This is a genomic window from Solibacillus sp. FSL H8-0523, from assembly GCF_038051985.1.
GTDB lineage: Bacteria > Bacillota > Bacilli > Bacillales_A > Planococcaceae > Solibacillus.
On sequence record NZ_CP150291.1, the window covers coordinates 3,536,373 to 3,553,533 of the forward strand.

Genomic DNA, 17,161 nt, shown 5'->3' on the forward strand with positions numbered 1-17,161 from the left:
GACATAGTTGAGCTAACCATTAGGCTGGCAGCATTCGCTGTCTTAATTGCCGCCACGGCATTTTTCGTTGCAACCGAGTTTGCAATAGTTAAAGTAAGAACAACAAAGATTGACCAGCTAGTTGCGGAAGGGAACAAAAAAGCCATCCGCGCTAAAAAAGTCATCGCAAATCTTGATGAGTATTTATCTGCTTGTCAATTAGGGATTACCATTACTGCACTAGGACTTGGTTGGCTAGGAGAACCTACTTTTGAGATTATCCTTCATCCAATTTTTGAGTTTTTTAACTTAAGCGGTAGTGTGACATCAGTTCTTTCATTTATTGTTGCCTTCTCAATCGTAACGTATGTACACGTTGTCGTTGGGGAATTAGCACCGAAAACTCTTGCTATTCATAAAGCAGAAGAAATCACGTTAAGTTTATCAGGAGCTATTATTTTGTTCCATAATATTATGTATCCATTTATTCGTACGTTAAACGGCTCAGCACGTGCCTTAACGGGACTATTTGGTTTAAAAATGATTTCTGAATCTGAAGCAGCACACTCTGAAGAAGAGCTTCGCATGATTTTATCAGACAGCTACAAAGGAGGAGAAATTAATTCCTCTGAGTACGAATACGTAAACAGTATTTTTGAGTTTTCTGAACGCATCGCGAAGGAGATTATGGTACCTCGAACTGAAATTATTAGTATCGAAAAAGATCAAACAATCCGCGAAGTATTTGAGTTAATGGGGATTGAGCAATATACGCGTTATCCAATTACAGACGGCGACAAAGACCATGTGATTGGCTTAATCAACATGAAACATTTATTAACTGCTTTTATTAAAGACCCTGCAAATGGGGATAAAAAAGTGGAAGAATATATGCAGCCTGTCATTCGCGTTATTGAAACGATTCAAATTAGTGAGTTACTATTAAAGATCCAACGCGAGCGTATTCATATGGCCATTTTAATGGACGAATACGGCGGTACTTCTGGGTTAGTAACCATTGAAGACATCATTGAGGAAATCATTGGGGACATTCAAGATGAGTTCGACCAAGATGAAATTCCTGAAATTCAAGAAATCGCCAAAGACCATTACATCTTTGATTCTAAAATGTTATTAGCTGAAGTTAATGACATTTTAGGCACAGACATTGAAGATGACGACATCGATACAATCGGTGGCTGGTTCATGACGCAACACTTTGACGTTGAAGAAGGCGATACGATTGAATACGATGGCTATCGTTTCAAAGTGACCGAACAAGATGGTCACCATATCTTGTATTTAGAAGTAACGAAATTACTGGAGATTGACATACAAGACAAAGCATAATTTAAAGCCCCCATTTTCTTAGTAGAAAATGGGGGCTTTTTTCATTTATTCCCGCTTGGTTCTGTTAGATTATGCTTTACTGCATATAGTGCTGCTTGCGTACGGTCTTGTACTTGCAGCTTGGTGAAAATATTGGAAATATGGGTTTTCACTGTTTTTTCGGTTACATAAAGTGATGCGGCAATTTCACGGTTGCTTTTCCCTTTTGTCAGCTCGGCTAATACATCCTGTTCACGCGGTGTCAGTGGGTTTAAACTATGCGGTTTATTCTCATCTTCACGAAGGCCCTCTTCTAGCTGCGAGGTTGCTTCTGGATGTATTGTATTTTCACCACGCATAATTTGGCGAATGGATTCCACTAAATCATCTGGCTCAATATCCTTTAATTGATAACCGGATGCCCCTGCCTGCATTGCCGGTAGCACATGGTCTTTATCCGAAAAACTTGTAAGCATAAGTACTTTAATATCCGGCCACTTCTGCTTTATCTTTTTGGTCGCAGTAATGCCATCCATTTCTGGCATTACTAAATCCATCAGTACAATATCCGGATTAAATTTTTCGACAAGCTCTACCGCTTCAATACCATTTTTCGCCTCTCCGACCACTTCGATATCCTTTTGTGTTTTTAAGAAAAACAATAATCCGCGACGCACAACATGGTGATCGTCGGCAATTAATACTCGAATCATCTCAATTCCCCCTTAATATGGTAAACGCACTAATAGCTCTGTTCCTTTACCAATTTCACTTACCCAATCCGCACGACCACCGACCGCGTGTGAACGGTCTTTAATCGATTGAATACCAATCGACGGGATGCTGTGGACGACTTCGACATTAAAGCCCTGCCCCGCATCCTTTACAACAAGTAATACATCCGTTGCCGTCACATTGACAAAAATCTGTACATGCGTGACCCCAGCATGTTTTCGCACATTATTCAGTGCTTCTTGCGCAATCCGGAATAACGTTTCCTCCACGCGCGATGGTAATTGAATGACGCCCGTTACATGGACCGTTAACGTTAAATTCATCATTTCCGCATACACTTTAATTGCTTCAATCAAGCCACTCTCTAAGCCTTTTGGACGCAATTGCCAAATGAGTGCGCGCATTTCGGTTAGCGCCTCTTGTGTGAGCTGCTGAATATCTTTAAATGTTTCCTTTAGTTCTTCTTGCTCCGTCATCTCAATACCCGCTCGTGCTGTTAGTGTTACGGAAAATAACAATTGATTCACGGAGTCATGTAAGTCCCGTGCCAGGCGGTTACGCTCCTGTACACGTGCGATTTCTTGCTGCTCATTCGTTAAATAAATTCGCTTAATGGCTGAGCCCATCTGAAATGCTACGGATTCGAGTAAATCTAATTCCTCATCGGTAAAACGTACGGTATTACGTGAAGCAACGTTTAATAAACCAAAGCGCTCTTGTCCTGATTGTAGTGGTACAGTTGCATGATGCGTGATGTCATTGTGGTCACCAACATTTGCTTCAATTGCACTTTCAATTCGTTGGCATTCAATAATGTTTGACGCCTTTTTTAACTCATCATTGCGATAGCGCGATACACACCAACAGCCTCCGCGCTTTAAGTGCTCACAACCGTTATAGCTAAGTGCATTCGGTAAATTTTGCTTCACGACAAGCTCGGATTTCCCCTTCTTATCAATAAAGAAAATCCAGCCCGTTTCGAATTTCGTCCCGCTTAAAAACTTCGAAAGGGCCCCGTTTAACATTGGAATCATTTCTGTTTCTTCGTTTAACAATTCAGCGATTTCTTTTAATATCGCAATATTTGAATGATCATTTGTCATGAGTACTCGTCCTTTTCATTGCTTTCTTTCATCATATCACGCAAGCATTTCCCTAGCACCGCAATTCCCCTCATACTTTTGAAAAACAAAAGCGCTAAAGCGCCCTCTAAGCCCCGTCAAGCTTTGGAGTGCCCGACTAGAAAGTAAACGTTCTATCACTTTCGACGGCGGGACCGAAAAGCTCGAGGGGCTGGCGCTTTAGCCTAGACGTAGAAGGAACTTTATGCAAAGCACATCGAGGAACTCAAATTATTCATCTAATGGAATTTTCACTTGCACGGACCCTTTTAAATAATTCGGGAAACTATTAATATAAATTTTTATCGGATTTTTAACGTTCTCTAACTCATAGCTTACTGTCCCCTCATGGATGCCATCTCCCATGCCAGAGCTTGTTGAGCCACGAGTATCTACCTGCTTACCGTTTGCATCGAATGCATCGCCAAACAATTGACGATGGTGATCTGGATTTTTTGGCTTATACTGCGCCCTTACTTGCATGGGATAGACTTCTGTCACTTTGAAGGTTGGTAAATTTGGGATAGTCACGACTTGTTGCTTGTCAAAATCAACTTCAATAAAATCCTGTCCTTTTGGTAACGCTTCGATTTCCGCAATTTTTAGCGTCAACGATTTTGGCTCTCTAAAATAATTGCTTTGCAAATAATATTTATTAACATTTTTATCCATCGTCCCGACTTCTACTACACCATTTGAAATTTTACTCCACACCTCATTATTTTCATCTAATAATTCTAATGAATTAAAGCTTAAAATGCGTTGCTCGTTATTTGGGTCAATTGCGATTTCAATGCTAACTCGTAGCGGAGAAATTTCAATTTCATTGACCGTAAACTTTTGTCCTTCTACTTCAATCTGCTCGTTTACCACATATGACCTTGTTTGCTTAATTTCATTTTTCAATGTAAATGGCACACGAATAACTTGTTCTTCGATAGTAAAGCGCACTTCAAAATTTGGATGCGTATAATCGATTTTTTCTTCACTAGCAACAAGTTCTATTGAGCTTGAAAAATCATACGTTTCTTCATTCATAAACGCACTATAGGTTTTAGCTGCCTTGATTCCCTCTCCATTTTGTAATACTTCAATTTCGATAAGTTTATCGGTGTTTAAATCTTTATCACTTATTAAACGATACATAATATACATACCGGTTTCATCTGCAATGACCTCTTCAATTGTTGCTTGAATGCCTGCCTGCTCCACTGTCTCATAAACTTGTTCGTTATAGTCATGCTCTAGCACATCTTCAATGCCTTTATTATGATGGATGAGTTGAACAATCGCTTCTAGACCCGGGACTTTTGAAACGGCCAAGGCAATTGTAGGTGATAGGCGAATCGATACTAGGAAAAAGCATATAGCGACAAGTGCTACACTCGTCACGAGCCATTGCTTGCGCCTTGTTACGTCTTTTTGCTTTTGTACTAGTGCTCGTTTCCTCGCCTGTGCTAATTCCTCATGAGGCGTTTCTAATTGATTTAAGAAATCCTTTAACTTCTGATCCATTAACGTTCACCTCTTTCAATTAGCATGCCGCGCAATTTCCGTAACGTGTAATGTAAACGCGATTTAATCGTTCCTTCTGACACTTGCTGAATATGCGCGATGTCTTTCATCTTTAAATCCTCAAAAAAGCGTAAATAAATGAGCTCTTGCTGCTCAATTGGGAGTTGTTCAATAACGTCAGCTAGCTCTAACGGATGCGTTTCTTCACTTTCTACTTCTACTTGTTCTTGCAAGTCAAAGCGGGCTTGCTTGTTTTTCATATCCAAACAAATATTAATTAAAATGCGAACGAGCCAGGTTTGTAAGTATTCCGGTGAGTTGACCGTATGTATCTTTTTCAAGCAGTGATAGGTCATTTCTTGAATGGCGTCTACTGCATCATGTTCATTTTTTAGATAGGCAAATGCAATTTTGTAAAAACCTTGCTCGTAGCGTTCTAAAAGCATGACAATTGCTTGTTCGTCACCCTTAATCGCACGTTTTATTAACCGATGCTCCTCCATATACAGCCCCCCTTTATGTATTAGACATATTAGAAATGGTTTTCGTTCAAATGCGCAAAAAATTCTGCTACATTTTTACAATAGCAGAATTTTTATTACTTTATTTCAAATAATCGACGCGGTACACATCATGGCGGCGATCTTTTAAATGCTTTACCGTACCGTCCTGACGCTGGCGACGTAAAATTTCTAAATCCACATCACCAATGAGTACCATTTCTAGGTTCGGACTCGTTTCGCCAACAATGCCATCTCGCGCAAATTCAAAATCGCTCGGTGCGAAAATGCCGGACTGCGCGTATTGAATATCCATATTTTCCGTTTCAGGTAAATTGCCGACCGTCCCTGAAATAACCGTATAAATTTGGTTTTCCACTGCGCGTGCCTGTGCACAGTAGCGAACACGTAAGTAGCCCTGGCGATCCTCGGTACAAAACGGGGTGAAAATAATATTCGCCCCCATATCGGTCGCAATACGCGCAAGCTCTGGGAACTCGATGTCATAACAAATTTGAATGGCAATCTTGCCACAATCGGTATCAAACACTTCAATCTTATCCCCGCTTGATATGCCCCACCATTTACGTTCATTCGGCGTAATATGCACCTTGTATTGCTTTTCAATCGTGCCATCGCGTCTAAATAAATAAGCGATGTTGTAAATCTCCTCGTCCTCTTCCTCAACAAAGTGTGAGCCACCAATAATATTGACGTTGTAGCGCACCGCTAGGCTCGTAAATAGCTCAATATATTTGGGTGTGAACTCTGTTAATTTACGCACGGCCTGCGAGGGTGATTTTTCATTTAAAAAGCTCATCAGCTGTGTTGTGAAAATTTCTGGGAACACGACAAAATCCGAACCTGCATCGGAGCCAACATCGACAAAATACTCACATTGCTTGGCGAAATCCTCAAACGAATCAATGGCACGCATCATATATTGCACAACACAAATGCGTACCGGATAGCTTGTTTTAAAATGACGCTTCAAATGTGGTCGGTAATCCACGTTATTCCATTCCATTAACGTCGCATATTTTCCCGATGCCACATCATCTGGTAAATAATTTGGATTAATGCGCATTAAAATAAAGTCGTTCATCATTTGGAATGTTAATACCGGGTCGTAAATTTTATGGCGGCTTACCGCATCGACGTAATCGCGCGGACTCATTTCCCCAGAATGCACATGGAAATTTGGAATGCGCCCCCCGATAATAATCGACTTTAAATTGAGTGAACGGGCTAAATCTTTGCGCGCCTCATACAAACGCTGCCCCACCTTCATGCGACGATATTCTGGATGAACCATTACTTCAATCCCGTACAAGTTATAGCCGTTCGGATCGTGGTTCGTAATAAAGCCATTATCGGTAATATCGTTCCACGTATGGCGATCATCGTATTCATCAAAATTAATACGTAGCGAAGAGCAAGAACCAATGACTAAGCCGTCTAACTCTGCCACAATTTGCCCTTCTGGAAAAATCGTTAAGTGGCTATACAAATGTGCACGCTCCCAAGGCTCCATCCCCGGAAATGACAGGCGCTGAATTTCTAAGATTGCATCAATATCCGCTGTTGTCATCTGACGAATCATCATTGGTTTTTCAAATTTCGACATGTCTAACGCATCGGTCATAAACAACGCTCCCTTCTCTTCTAAACTTTCCCTTTTACTGACATCTCCTAAACGTAGTAATTTACTTTTTCTCGAATTCAAACTATAATCAATGCAGGTTAAATTTTGATTTACGAGGTAAATGCGATGTCAAAAAAAATTGAAAATGCTTTACTGATGATTTGGGTTGTGTCATTAACAGCAACACTTGGATCATTATATTTTTCAGAAATACGCGGTTATGAACCATGCACACTGTGTTGGTATCAGCGCATCTTGATGTATCCACTTGTTATTCTGACAACCGTTGCATACATACAAAAAAACGCAAAAATCGCCGTCACAACAGCTGTATTTTCATGTATCGGGGCAGCAACCTCCCTTTACCATTACAGCTTACAAAAACTTGATTTCTTACAAGATTCAGCGCCATCATGTGGTCGTGTCCCATGTACAGGTGAATATATTAACTGGTTTGGCTTTATGACAATTCCGTTTTTAGCTTTGACGGCATTTGTACTAATCGCTGGCATTAGTTTTTATATGCTGAAAGTGTTAAAGGAGGAAAAATAACATGAAAAAGCTTGCGATCGTTGGGGCAGTAATCGTTTTATTATTTGCCGGGATTATTGTACTAACAAACATGAAAAACTCTGATAAATTAAAGGACAATCCATACGATACGGATGACTTAAAACAATCAACTATTGATTTATTAGATGATAAAAACTATCAAAATATCATTTTACCGGACGCGTTAGCAGACAAAATCGCATCGGGTGAAGGCGTAGTTGGCTATTTCTTCAGTCCAGAATGTTCACATTGTAAAAATTACACACCTAAAATGATGCCAATCGCAAAAGAACTAGATATTCAAGTTGATCAATTAAATGTATTAGAATATGAAAATGCTTGGGGTACTTATGCGATTACAGCAACACCGACTATGATTTACTTTGAAAATGGTCAAGAGGTTGCACGTCTTGAAGGTGACGCACCTGACGAAACTACTCGTCAATTCTTTAACGATGTTGTGTTAAAATAAGAAGATAACAAAATCGTGCTTATCGAAGCACGATTTTTCATTTGGAGGAAAATACATGTTCACATATACCATCAATACAAACGGTCAAACCGTTGAAGATTTACTGCGCAATAAATGGCGCTTAGGAAAAAAAATCGTGCACGAGCTACGCATGGAAAAAGCCGTAACAATGAACGGTGAGCCCGTACTATGGAAAGAGCCGCTTGAAAAAGGATCAGTCATCGAATTTGAATTCCCAATGCCTGTATCAAACTACAGCCCAACACCAAACTGTGAGATTGTCGTTCGTTACGAAGACGAGCACTGCTTAATCGTATCAAAGCCGAAATGGATGGCAACACATCCAAACGAACCAACTGACCGTGATACATGTATGAACCATGTGATGCGTCACATCGTTGATAACGGCGGGACTTATGCAGAGCACGTACACCGCTTAGATCAAGGGACAAACGGTTTACTACTTGTCGCAAAGCACCCGATCGCGAAATCGATTTTCGACCGCATGATTGAAGAAAAATCAATCGTTCGTACGTATGCAGCGGAAGTACAAGGCAATATTCGTACTGATAGCGGCACAATTAACGCAGCGATTGGCAAAGACCGTCACCACAGCACACGCCGCGTTGTTGCACCAGGCGCACAAAGCGCTGTTACGCATTATGAAGTCGTAAACCGTTATAAAAGCTCTTGTGTAGTCCACGTCGTACTTGAAACAGGTCGCACACACCAAATCCGTGTACACATGGCGCATATTGGCCACCCAATCGTTGGCGATACATTATATGATGCACGCCAAACAGAAGATGGCACATACGCACTACACGCGATTCAATTAGCCTTCGAACATCCATTCTTAAATGAAGAGGTTGTTGTAAAAGACGTATAAAGCTTCGGATTTACAAGCTAACGATATGCAAAGTTTTATGCAGTAATGTTTGTGTTATCGTATTCATCAAAATGGGCTTTAACCATTACCAGCACTAACTTTTGACACACAAAAGGCGCTAAACGTTGAATTTAACAACAATTAGCGCCTTTTTTAACGTGTCCAACTTTTATTTGGGAACTTTTTTTTGAATAATGGGTGTATTCTATATAAACTCCTTGAATAGTTGTCAGTAAAGTTAATTTGAATAGGTTTCTCCTTTATCCAAATCCAAAGTGTGATTGTTAATTTTTATCGTATGATTATTTAACCACTCCACATCAACCTCGTGCATTGGAACTTCATAATAAATCCTTTTTTTTATCCAAAGAGGTCCATTTACAATTCCCGTAACACTAATTGAGGTAGCTGCTCCACCGTTCAATGTGTAAAAGTCTATAGTCGTTTTATTATCAGGAGATTGAGTTGTTTCGATATGCTCTCTCGCAACTGTATTTACTGCCACTCCTAATAAAAAAGCTATCGACAGGGGAACTATAATCAATAAGGTTAACCAGCTTCTCCACCTTGCTTGCTTACTACTTCTATCTTTAAAGCCCATAATACCTATAATAAAAACAATAACAGAAAGTAACCAAAGTGTTAGAGCATCTGGTGCCAATTGCCAAGTTCGGTAATAGGACGCATAAAGTACTTGAAATGAAAACCCTAATAATATTAAACATACAATGAATGACCATAAATTATATTTTCTATCCAAATCGAATTGCCTCCCTTTTTCAAGTTAGACATAATTTGTAATTAAATGGTTGCAAAAGTGTCGTTTGGGAACGTTATTTAATTTAAAGTTTATACATTTTCATCATCAAGAGTGTGGATGGGGTATCAGCACGGTACAAGCGGTGTTTGGGAATGTTCTTTGATTATTTTTGATAGTTTCCTATTTCTACAGCATAAATCATGAAACTAACAATATATACAAGTGTTATCACAAGAATACCGATTAAGGACGCCATCTTAGTATTATCTATTGTAGCTTTGGTTAGTTGAGATTCTTCTTTCTTCGTTCGTTGTTCTATCCATAATAAAAGTTTCTCTGCGTTAAAAAAGATTTTAATTAAAATCACATAGATTGCAGTAATCAATAATGTTATTGCCATTCACAACACCTCATCAAAGGAATAGGACATTTACCACCAAGGAATGGAGAAGCTGGTATACCGTCTGCGTTCAACATATGAGCTTCTGCAAAGTTTCTGAGATTCGTTGTTTCTATAAAATCTTTCTGGCTTTCTCCAACCTCAAGTGCAACTAACATTCAATGATGCTAACTATTTTTCCCTTGTAATTTATAATAATATCGTGCCGAATAATTAAAATGTAGCTAAATCGATGTTTGGGTATGTTATTTGCCTTACTGTTGTAAGTTCACATAAATTTGACGCGACCTCATAGAGATTAATAATTTATAATTAAGTTCGATAAAAAACCGGTTGGAATGCATTTTTTATTTATTCCACAATCAGATACCATCTCTTGAAGAATTGACTATTTATATTAAATAAGCGTTAACATTATGAGCAATGATGGAGGAATCTTTAACGGAAGTTTTTAAGGAACAGATTGATGAAAAAACAATTGAAGGATATTACAGCAGTTGATTAATGCCAACTTCTCTGGTATTTATAGTCCACAAGTAGAAATTGACCCAATCAACGCGCGGATTTATTAATATTATAAATGATTGTATCGAAACGATTGATCGAAATTTAGGTTATAAATTGGACGTTCTTTTAGCAGATCAACCGCTGGGCCTCATCTATGAATATGGTGGTCTTACAAATCTTCCCGTATCGGTTTACTATGGTAGACGAACGTTAACAAAGGTTGAAATTTATAATTTTCATAAAATGAATGATGATGAAGACATCAATTATGATGCCGCAATCCATTTCTATACGAACGATGGCTTTGTATTAGTTGTATCGACTCCGAATGATTATTCACAAAGAGTTGAATTGAACATACGCCGTGTTGACCAATTGGTTAAGGCAATTGACACTTTAAATTTAAGAGTAGTAATTGGTTAGTTCCGAAACCGTTCCGTTAGATATATAAATTCAACATCTATAATTCTCATCTCTCTTTCAGTTTACCTACATTTAACCTAGACAAAATCCTCTAAAATTCAGCTGATTTTTAGAGGATTTTGCTCATTATGTTAATCCATCTTCTCACGCTCGACGTACGGAATACCATGTTCATTCGAGTAACGATAAATATAGCTTTTCGCATGGGAATTTAATTCTCGTTCTTTAATGACAAATGAATCACCAGACTTCGTGATGAGCTTCACTTCGCCTTTATTCGACCCTACTACATATTCATAATAGACTTCTTCAAGCTCTGTCCAAGCGTATTGGTCATTCATCCAAAAAAAACTACGCTCAATTTGCTGTTCACTAATTTTCAAATAGTTTTGCGTTGAGTAATACGCCGTCGCACCACCAATTACAAGTAGCAGCGTCGTAACCGCATATATCGCTTTTGTTCGCTTATAGGCCAGTAACCCAAACATCCCCCCAAATATTAAACAAGAGGCAATGATTAATTTTATGTTAATCGGATTCAGTAAAAATACATCCTGCTCGTAAGGCTTCACAAAAAAGAAACTTTGAAAAATCGGCTGAAACAGCATAAGATACGGTAAAAAAATCAACACGGTTATTGCTGCCATTGCGAAAAACAAACTTGGCGAAAAATTTTTGAACATGGTTTAGGTACCCCCTTACATGAAATTAAAAATCAAATTTAAAGCTATCTGGGCTTTGTCCAAAACGTTCGTTACGATTTAGAGCGTTAATTTCCTGCATCGTCGCTTCCGTTAATTCAAAATGGAATACCTCACTATTCTCTTTAATACGTGATGGCGTGACTGATTTCGGAATGACAAGCACATCATTTTGTAAATGCCAGCGCAGTATGACTTGTGCTGGTGTGACACCGTAATCCGCTGCAATACGAGTAATCGTTTCATCGTTTAACACATGCCCTCTTCCAAGTGGTGACCAGGCCGTAACGGCAATCTGATGCTCCTGACAAAATGCACGTAACTCCGCTTGATTTAAATAGGGCTGTAACTCTACTTGGTTAACCATTGGCGCTACGTTACAGCTTGCTAACACTTGCTGTAGGTGATGTTCATGGTGATTCGATACACCCGGTACGCGAATGAGCTTTTCCTCGTATAATCGCTCGATTGCACGGTACGTATCCACAAACTTCCCTTCTACTGGCCAGTGTGTTAAATAAAGATCCACGTAATCCATATCCAATTTTTTTAACGATGTTTCAAATGCACGTAATGTATTGTCATAACCTTGATCTGAATTCCATACCTTAGTTGTGACAAAAAGTTCTTCACGCTTAACAGAAGCATTGCGAATCGCCTCGCCTACTTCTTCCTCATTGTAATAAAGCGCGGCTGTATCGATTGCACGGTAGCCTAAATCTATGGCCGTTGTAATGGCTTGCAATGTTTCATCGCGGTCCGTCATTTTGTAAACACCTAGGCCAAGTCTTGGCATTAAGATTCCATTTGCTAATTTTTTTGTTGATTGTAAGTTCATGAAAATCACCTCAAGTTGTATTTCAGTCTATTATAGCATTATTCAAATCAGACAATTTTTAGATTCCATTATCTAACATACGAATGAAACTTTTAATTGTTTCAAAATTCTTTAAATTTACAACGCATTTGCTAGATAGATACCTTTTTATCGCGTATAATTCTATTAACAGAAAATTCACTCAACTAGAGTTCTACGTTAGATCATTTCGTTTAGGAGCTGATTATTATGATGGACACACAGTTAGTTTTGACAGGGTTTTTAAAACGCGCCGCACGTTATTTTCCAAACAAACAAATCATTTCTCGTACAAGCCCTACGATGACACATCGCATTCCATTTAAAGATTATGTAAAACGGACACATCGTCTAGCCGACGCCCTTACAAAGCTTGGCATGACGCGCGGTACAAAGGTCGGTACGTTCGCTTGGAATCATCATCGCCATTTAGAAGCTTATTTTGCGATTCCATGTAGCGGTGCAATTTTACACACAATCAATATCCGCCTAGCACCTGAGCATATTGTTTATATTATTAACCATGCACAGGACGAAATTTTATTAATTGATGGGGATCTCTTCCCATTAGTCGAACCCGCACTCGGTCATTTAAAATCGGTGAAGCATATTATCGTGATGAGCGATGATAAAACAGCACCCGAGTCTTCGTTTCCAAATGTCCATAGCTATGAGCAGCTACTAGAAGAAGCGGATGAAAACTTTGCCTTCCCTGAAGACTTAGATGAAAACTTGCAGGCCGGCATGTGCTATACATCTGCGACAACAGGCATGCCTAAAGGTGTCATTTACACGCATCGTAGCATCGTCTTGCACAGTTTAGCGCTTGGCTTAGCAGAATCCTTTGCATTAAATGAGCGTGATGCCGCGCTACCAATCGTCCCCATGTTCCACGTAAATGCTTGGGGCTTCCCGTTTGCAGCGTTGAATTTTGGCTTGAATATTGTACTCCCGGGCCCAATGATGACACCTGCGATTATTTTAGATTTAATTGAGCAAGAAAAAGTCACAATTACAGCCGGTGTACCAACCATTTGGCTCGGTGTTTTAGCGGAACAAGAAAAACAGCCGCGCGACCTTTCATCAATTCGCTTAATTATCTCTGGTGGCTCTGCATCACCAAAGGGCCTAATTCAAGCGTATAACGAAAAGCTTGGCGTGCCTTATGTAAACGCTTACGGTATGACTGAAACATCACCACTTGTCAGCATGTCGCATCCAACATCTGAAATGGACAGCTATAGTGAAGATGAATTATTGGATATGCGCGTAACACAAGGCTTAACCGCATCGTTAATCGAAACAGAGGTAGTCAACGAAAACGGCCCTGTGCCATGGGACGGGCAAACAATGGGTGAACTACGCGTCCGTGGTCCTTGGATTGCCTCAAGCTACTATCAAGATGAGCGCACAAACGAAGCATTCCGAGATGGTTGGTTGTATACAGGCGATATCGCGGTGTTAACAAAAGAAGGCTACATTAAAATTACTGACCGTACAAAAGATTTAATTAAATCCGGCGGTGAATGGATTTCTTCGGTCGATTTAGAAAATGCACTCATGTCGCATCCGGATGTATTTGAGGCAGCTGTTATCGCCGTACCACATCCAAAATGGCAGGAACGTCCCCTTGCTTGTGTCGTATTAAAAGAAGGTGCAATTGCCACGAAAGACGAGCTGCTTGCATCGATCGAACAAGAATTCGCTAAATGGTGGCTCCCCGATGATGTCGTGTTTTTAAATGAAATCCCGAAAACATCGGTAGGTAAATTTTTAAAAGCCAAATTACGCGAAGAATTAAAAGACTACCAAATCCCAACAAGTTAATCACTATCAAACAAAGTCCGCTATCTAAAAATCAGATAACGGACTTTGTTTTATTCTTCTTCAGTTTTTTCTTCACTTTCTTCTTCGTCATCAAACTGCTGTGGGTCGGCAATACGATTTGTTTCTTCTAGTTGCTGCTCATCGCGCATATTTTCCATTTGCTTTCCGAGTAAACGTACCTCCTCCATTGAGTTGGTCATGTTTCCGTTTACGATATCTTCTCGTTTCGTCATATTAACTCACTCCCAATCCTAGGTTTTTAAAATTCCATATTAGAACCATTTTTGTCATAAAATAAACCATTTGCAACCAAATTTTGTGATATACTGACAAAAGATACTATTAAAACATGAGGAGGATACTTCCATGAGATTAATTTTAATTCTTGGTGTTTGTGTAGCATTCTTAACAGCTATGTTCACAGCTGGTTATGATAGCGATAACAAACCATTCGCTAAAGCTAAAAACTAATTTTAGCTAGCGTTCATTAAAAGGCAATCGTGCTTGCACGATTGTCTTTTTTTGTGGATAGGAAAGTATAACTTTTTCAAGATAATCCACATAAGAGAAGACATCATTTCGCGCTATTTGGCGCGAAATGTTTTTTTCTAATTGACTTCTTTGTCCTTTCACTTTATATTAGTTACATAAAGTAAGTTAGTTATAAAAAACAACCACAAAAGGAGCAAACATATTATGGCAACACATTTTCATAAAAAACCAAACTTATATGCATCTCATGTTCAACTAAAAGTTTCGAATTTAGCACGCTCAATCGAATACTACACAACAATTATTGGCTTTAACGTACTAGAGCAAACAGCAACAGAGGCGTACTTAACAGCTGACGGCCAAACAAGCTTAGTCTCATTAGTAGAGGTAAAAGACGCGCAACCGATTAAAGCAGGTTTTGCTGGACTTTACCACTTAGCATTACTATTACCCTCTCGTAAAGACTTAGGAAACATCGTGCAGCATTTCGTTAACTTAGATATACGCATCGGTGCTGCCGATCATGACGTTTCTGAAGCATTATATTTAAATGACCCAGATGGTAACGGCATTGAAATTTACATCGACCGCGACGAATCAGAATGGACTTGGTTCGAAGGTGAGCAAGTGAACATGGTAACCGAGCAATTAAACTTCCAACCAATTTTAGCAGCAGCAGACGGTAAATGGGATGGCTTACCTGCTAACACAGTAATGGGCCATGTCCATTTATCTGTTGCTAACTTAGACAAGTCCGAACAATTTTATACAAATGTATTAGACTATAACGTTGTCACACGCTACGGGGCACAGGCGTTATTCGTTTCAACAGGTAAGTACCATCATCACTTCGGTTTAAATACATGGAACAGCAACAACGGTCACGCACCATTAGCTGATATGGTCGGCTTAAAATCATTTACCGTTGTGTTAAAGAATGACGCATACGCAGAAACCGTTAAACAGAGCTTAACGGACAACGGCTATGTGGTAGAAACGTTCGCTGAAGCACCAAAATTTGGCGGTGCACAAGCGTTCTCAACAGTTGATCCAAATGGCTTACGTATTGTATTTACAATAGAAGGTAACTAATTTAATACGCAACATATGAAACTTTCCTCCGTTTTGTTCGTATAGGTAATATATGAACTTAAACGGAGGAATTTTTTTGTCACTATTTAATAAAGTTTTAGCAAGCATTGGTGTCGGTGCTGCGACAGTGGATACAAAGCTACACAAATCAAGCTATACCATTAACGAAACAGTCACGGGTGTTGTCGAAGTGACAGGGGGCAATACGGAACAGCAGATTGACGCAATTTATTTAACGCTTTATACAAGTTTCGTCCGTGAAATTGATGACCGTAAAGTAAACGATCAAGCCGCGTTACAAAATTTCCAAATTAACGAACCATTTACGATTCAAGCAAATGAAAAACGTGAAATTCCGTTTTCATTTGTGTTGCCTACTGCCGTACCGGTAACAGCTGGCCAATCACGCGTATGGATTCATACAGGTCTAGATATTAAAAATGCCGTGGACCCAAAAGATACAGACTACATCGACGTTCAACCGACGCGTCTTGCAAGTGCTGTATTAACAGCCGTTCAAAACTTAGGTTTCCGCGTTCGTAAGGTGGATACAGAACAGGCCCCTTCGTATTTACGTAATCGTATGAAGGTAGTGCAAGAATTTGAATTCGCTCCAACCAACAACACGTATCGCCGGTATCTAGATGAATTAGAACTGGTCTTTTTAGAGCAATCGGAGCGTTCGGTTGAAGTATTATTACAAGTAGATCGCCGTGCACGAGGCTTAGGTGGCTTTTTATCAGAGGCACTGGATATGGACGAAAGCTTTATCCGCTTAACTTTATTTGCCTCAGATAATCTTGAAGCGAAATTAGCAGATGCGATTGAACGAAAAATGAAGTAAAGAAAAAGGAAGAAGCCGCGGCTTCTTCCCTTTTTCTTATTTTAACCCAGGATAATTTTGCTGACGCAGCGCTTCGTAAATAACAATCGCTGCGGTATTCGATAAGTTCAGAGAACGCACATGGTCACTTTGCGGAATACGCAAGCACATATGTGCACGCTCCTGTGCAAAGTCTTTTGGTAAGCCCGTTGTTTCACGACCGAACATGAAGTAAATATCACGCGCGGTATCGCTAAAATCATGCGTTGTAAATGGCTCATCACTATACGTTTCGATTAAATACACTTCTCCATCTTTACTATATTCAATGAAGTCCTCTAATGAATCGTGGTACACCACATTCACATGCTCCCAGTAATCAAGGCCAGCACGTTTTAACATTTTATCGTCTGTTGAAAAGCCTAATGGGCGGATTAAATGTAGAGATGTATTGGTACCAGCACATGTACGGGCGATATTGCCTGTGTTTGCTGGAATTTCTGGTTGGTATAAAACAATATGGTTTGGCACTTTTTATCCTTC

The 17,161-nt window shown here is 39.5% G+C and carries 19 protein-coding genes; 8 read left to right on the plus strand and 11 right to left on the minus strand.

The features are described from left to right. Positions 1-24: 24 nt before the first annotated feature. Entirely contained in the window at positions 25-1,329 is a 1,305-nt protein-coding gene (locus NSQ62_RS17695) for a hemolysin family protein (RefSeq protein ID WP_341323969.1), read from the plus strand. A 41-nt stretch (positions 1,330-1,370) separates the two neighbouring features. Here NSQ62_RS17695 and NSQ62_RS17700 read toward each other — a convergent pair whose 3' ends face one another. The 5 genes from NSQ62_RS17700 to NSQ62_RS17720 all read right to left on the minus strand — a co-directional run bounded on the left by NSQ62_RS17700 (position 1,371) and on the right by NSQ62_RS17720 (position 6,824). After that, positions 1,371-2,021 carry a response regulator transcription factor gene (locus NSQ62_RS17700; RefSeq protein ID WP_341321402.1) on the minus strand — a complete coding sequence of 217 codons (651 nt, stop codon included), beginning with the start codon at positions 2,019-2,021 and terminating at the stop codon, positions 1,371-1,373. A gap of 12 nt (positions 2,022-2,033) precedes the next feature. Next, positions 2,034-3,146 (minus strand): GAF domain-containing sensor histidine kinase, encoded by a 1,113-nt coding sequence (locus NSQ62_RS17705; RefSeq protein ID WP_341321403.1) that lies wholly within the window; start codon positions 3,144-3,146, stop codon positions 2,034-2,036. A 249-nt stretch (positions 3,147-3,395) separates the two neighbouring features. Further along, positions 3,396-4,679, minus strand: a complete 1,284-nt coding sequence (locus NSQ62_RS17710) for a DUF4179 domain-containing protein (protein WP_341321404.1) — start codon at positions 4,677-4,679, stop codon at positions 3,396-3,398. Further along, complete coding sequence (locus tag NSQ62_RS17715; protein WP_341321405.1) at positions 4,679-5,182, minus strand: sigma-70 family RNA polymerase sigma factor; 504 nt, start codon at positions 5,180-5,182, stop codon at positions 4,679-4,681. Before NSQ62_RS17715 ends, NSQ62_RS17710 begins: the two co-directional genes overlap by 1 nt. A gap of 100 nt (positions 5,183-5,282) precedes the next feature. Further along, entirely contained in the window at positions 5,283-6,824 is a 1,542-nt protein-coding gene (locus tag NSQ62_RS17720) for a GNAT family N-acetyltransferase (RefSeq protein WP_341321406.1), read from the minus strand. Positions 6,825-6,950: 126 nt separating this feature from the next. Here NSQ62_RS17720 and NSQ62_RS17725 point away from each other — a divergent pair, with 126 nt between their 5' ends. The 3 genes from NSQ62_RS17725 to NSQ62_RS17735 are packed head-to-tail and all read left to right on the plus strand — an operon-like array spanning position 6,951 to position 8,737. Continuing rightward, complete coding sequence (locus NSQ62_RS17725; RefSeq protein ID WP_341321407.1) at positions 6,951-7,376, plus strand: disulfide oxidoreductase; 426 nt, start codon at positions 6,951-6,953, stop codon at positions 7,374-7,376. Position 7,377: 1 nt separating this feature from the next. Continuing rightward, positions 7,378-7,848: a thioredoxin family protein gene (locus NSQ62_RS17730; protein ID WP_341321408.1), complete on the plus strand. Its 471-nt coding sequence runs from the start codon at positions 7,378-7,380 to the stop codon at positions 7,846-7,848. A 55-nt stretch (positions 7,849-7,903) separates the two neighbouring features. Beyond that, the gene (locus NSQ62_RS17735) at positions 7,904-8,737 is read left to right on the plus strand and encodes an RluA family pseudouridine synthase (RefSeq protein ID WP_341321409.1); all 834 of its coding nucleotides are present in this window, start codon (positions 7,904-7,906) and stop codon (positions 8,735-8,737) included. A 238-nt stretch (positions 8,738-8,975) separates the two neighbouring features. Here NSQ62_RS17735 and NSQ62_RS17740 read toward each other — a convergent pair whose 3' ends face one another. Together NSQ62_RS17740 and NSQ62_RS17745 are read right to left on the minus strand one after the other, a co-directional pair. Then, the gene (locus NSQ62_RS17740; RefSeq protein ID WP_341321410.1) at positions 8,976-9,497 is read right to left on the minus strand and encodes a DUF5412 family protein; all 522 of its coding nucleotides are present in this window, start codon (positions 9,495-9,497) and stop codon (positions 8,976-8,978) included. Positions 9,498-9,660: 163 nt separating this feature from the next. Further along, entirely contained in the window at positions 9,661-9,897 is a 237-nt protein-coding gene (locus tag NSQ62_RS17745) for a hypothetical protein (protein WP_341321411.1), read from the minus strand. 543 nt (positions 9,898-10,440) lie between these two features. Between NSQ62_RS17745 and NSQ62_RS17750 the strand changes: the two genes are divergently transcribed. Next, positions 10,441-10,827, plus strand: coding sequence for a hypothetical protein (locus NSQ62_RS17750; RefSeq protein ID WP_341321412.1), 387 nt, complete (start codon positions 10,441-10,443; stop codon positions 10,825-10,827). A 131-nt stretch (positions 10,828-10,958) separates the two neighbouring features. Here the strand turns inward: NSQ62_RS17750 and NSQ62_RS17755 are convergent, their stop codons facing one another. Beyond that, positions 10,959-11,510 carry an acyl dehydratase gene (locus NSQ62_RS17755; RefSeq protein ID WP_341321413.1) on the minus strand — a complete coding sequence of 184 codons (552 nt, stop codon included), beginning with the start codon at positions 11,508-11,510 and terminating at the stop codon, positions 10,959-10,961. Positions 11,511-11,535: 25 nt separating this feature from the next. Further along, the gene (locus NSQ62_RS17760; RefSeq protein WP_341321414.1) at positions 11,536-12,366 is read right to left on the minus strand and encodes an aldo/keto reductase; all 831 of its coding nucleotides are present in this window, start codon (positions 12,364-12,366) and stop codon (positions 11,536-11,538) included. A gap of 228 nt (positions 12,367-12,594) precedes the next feature. On the opposite strand from NSQ62_RS17760, the gene NSQ62_RS17765 reads away from it, so the two are divergent. Then, the gene (locus tag NSQ62_RS17765; protein ID WP_341321415.1) at positions 12,595-14,211 is read left to right on the plus strand and encodes a long-chain fatty acid--CoA ligase; all 1,617 of its coding nucleotides are present in this window, start codon (positions 12,595-12,597) and stop codon (positions 14,209-14,211) included. A 50-nt stretch (positions 14,212-14,261) separates the two neighbouring features. On the opposite strand, the gene NSQ62_RS17770 is transcribed toward NSQ62_RS17765, so the two are convergent. After that, positions 14,262-14,444, minus strand: coding sequence for a multidrug ABC transporter ATPase (locus NSQ62_RS17770; RefSeq protein WP_341321416.1), 183 nt, complete (start codon positions 14,442-14,444; stop codon positions 14,262-14,264). Positions 14,445-14,907: 463 nt separating this feature from the next. Between NSQ62_RS17770 and NSQ62_RS17775 the strand changes: the two genes are divergently transcribed. Together NSQ62_RS17775 and NSQ62_RS17780 are read left to right on the plus strand one after the other, a co-directional pair. Continuing rightward, positions 14,908-15,795, plus strand: a complete 888-nt coding sequence (locus tag NSQ62_RS17775) for a VOC family protein (protein ID WP_341321417.1) — start codon at positions 14,908-14,910, stop codon at positions 15,793-15,795. Positions 15,796-15,871: 76 nt separating this feature from the next. Next, a complete protein-coding gene (locus NSQ62_RS17780) occupies positions 15,872-16,639 on the plus strand; it encodes a sporulation protein (protein WP_341321418.1) in 768 nt (255 codons plus the stop codon). 36 nt (positions 16,640-16,675) lie between these two features. Here the strand turns inward: NSQ62_RS17780 and trmL are convergent, their stop codons facing one another. Beyond that, positions 16,676-17,149, minus strand: coding sequence for a tRNA (uridine(34)/cytosine(34)/5-carboxymethylaminomethyluridine(34)-2'-O)-methyltransferase TrmL (trmL, locus tag NSQ62_RS17785; RefSeq protein ID WP_341321419.1), 474 nt, complete (start codon positions 17,147-17,149; stop codon positions 16,676-16,678). Positions 17,150-17,161: the final 12 nt, after the last annotated feature.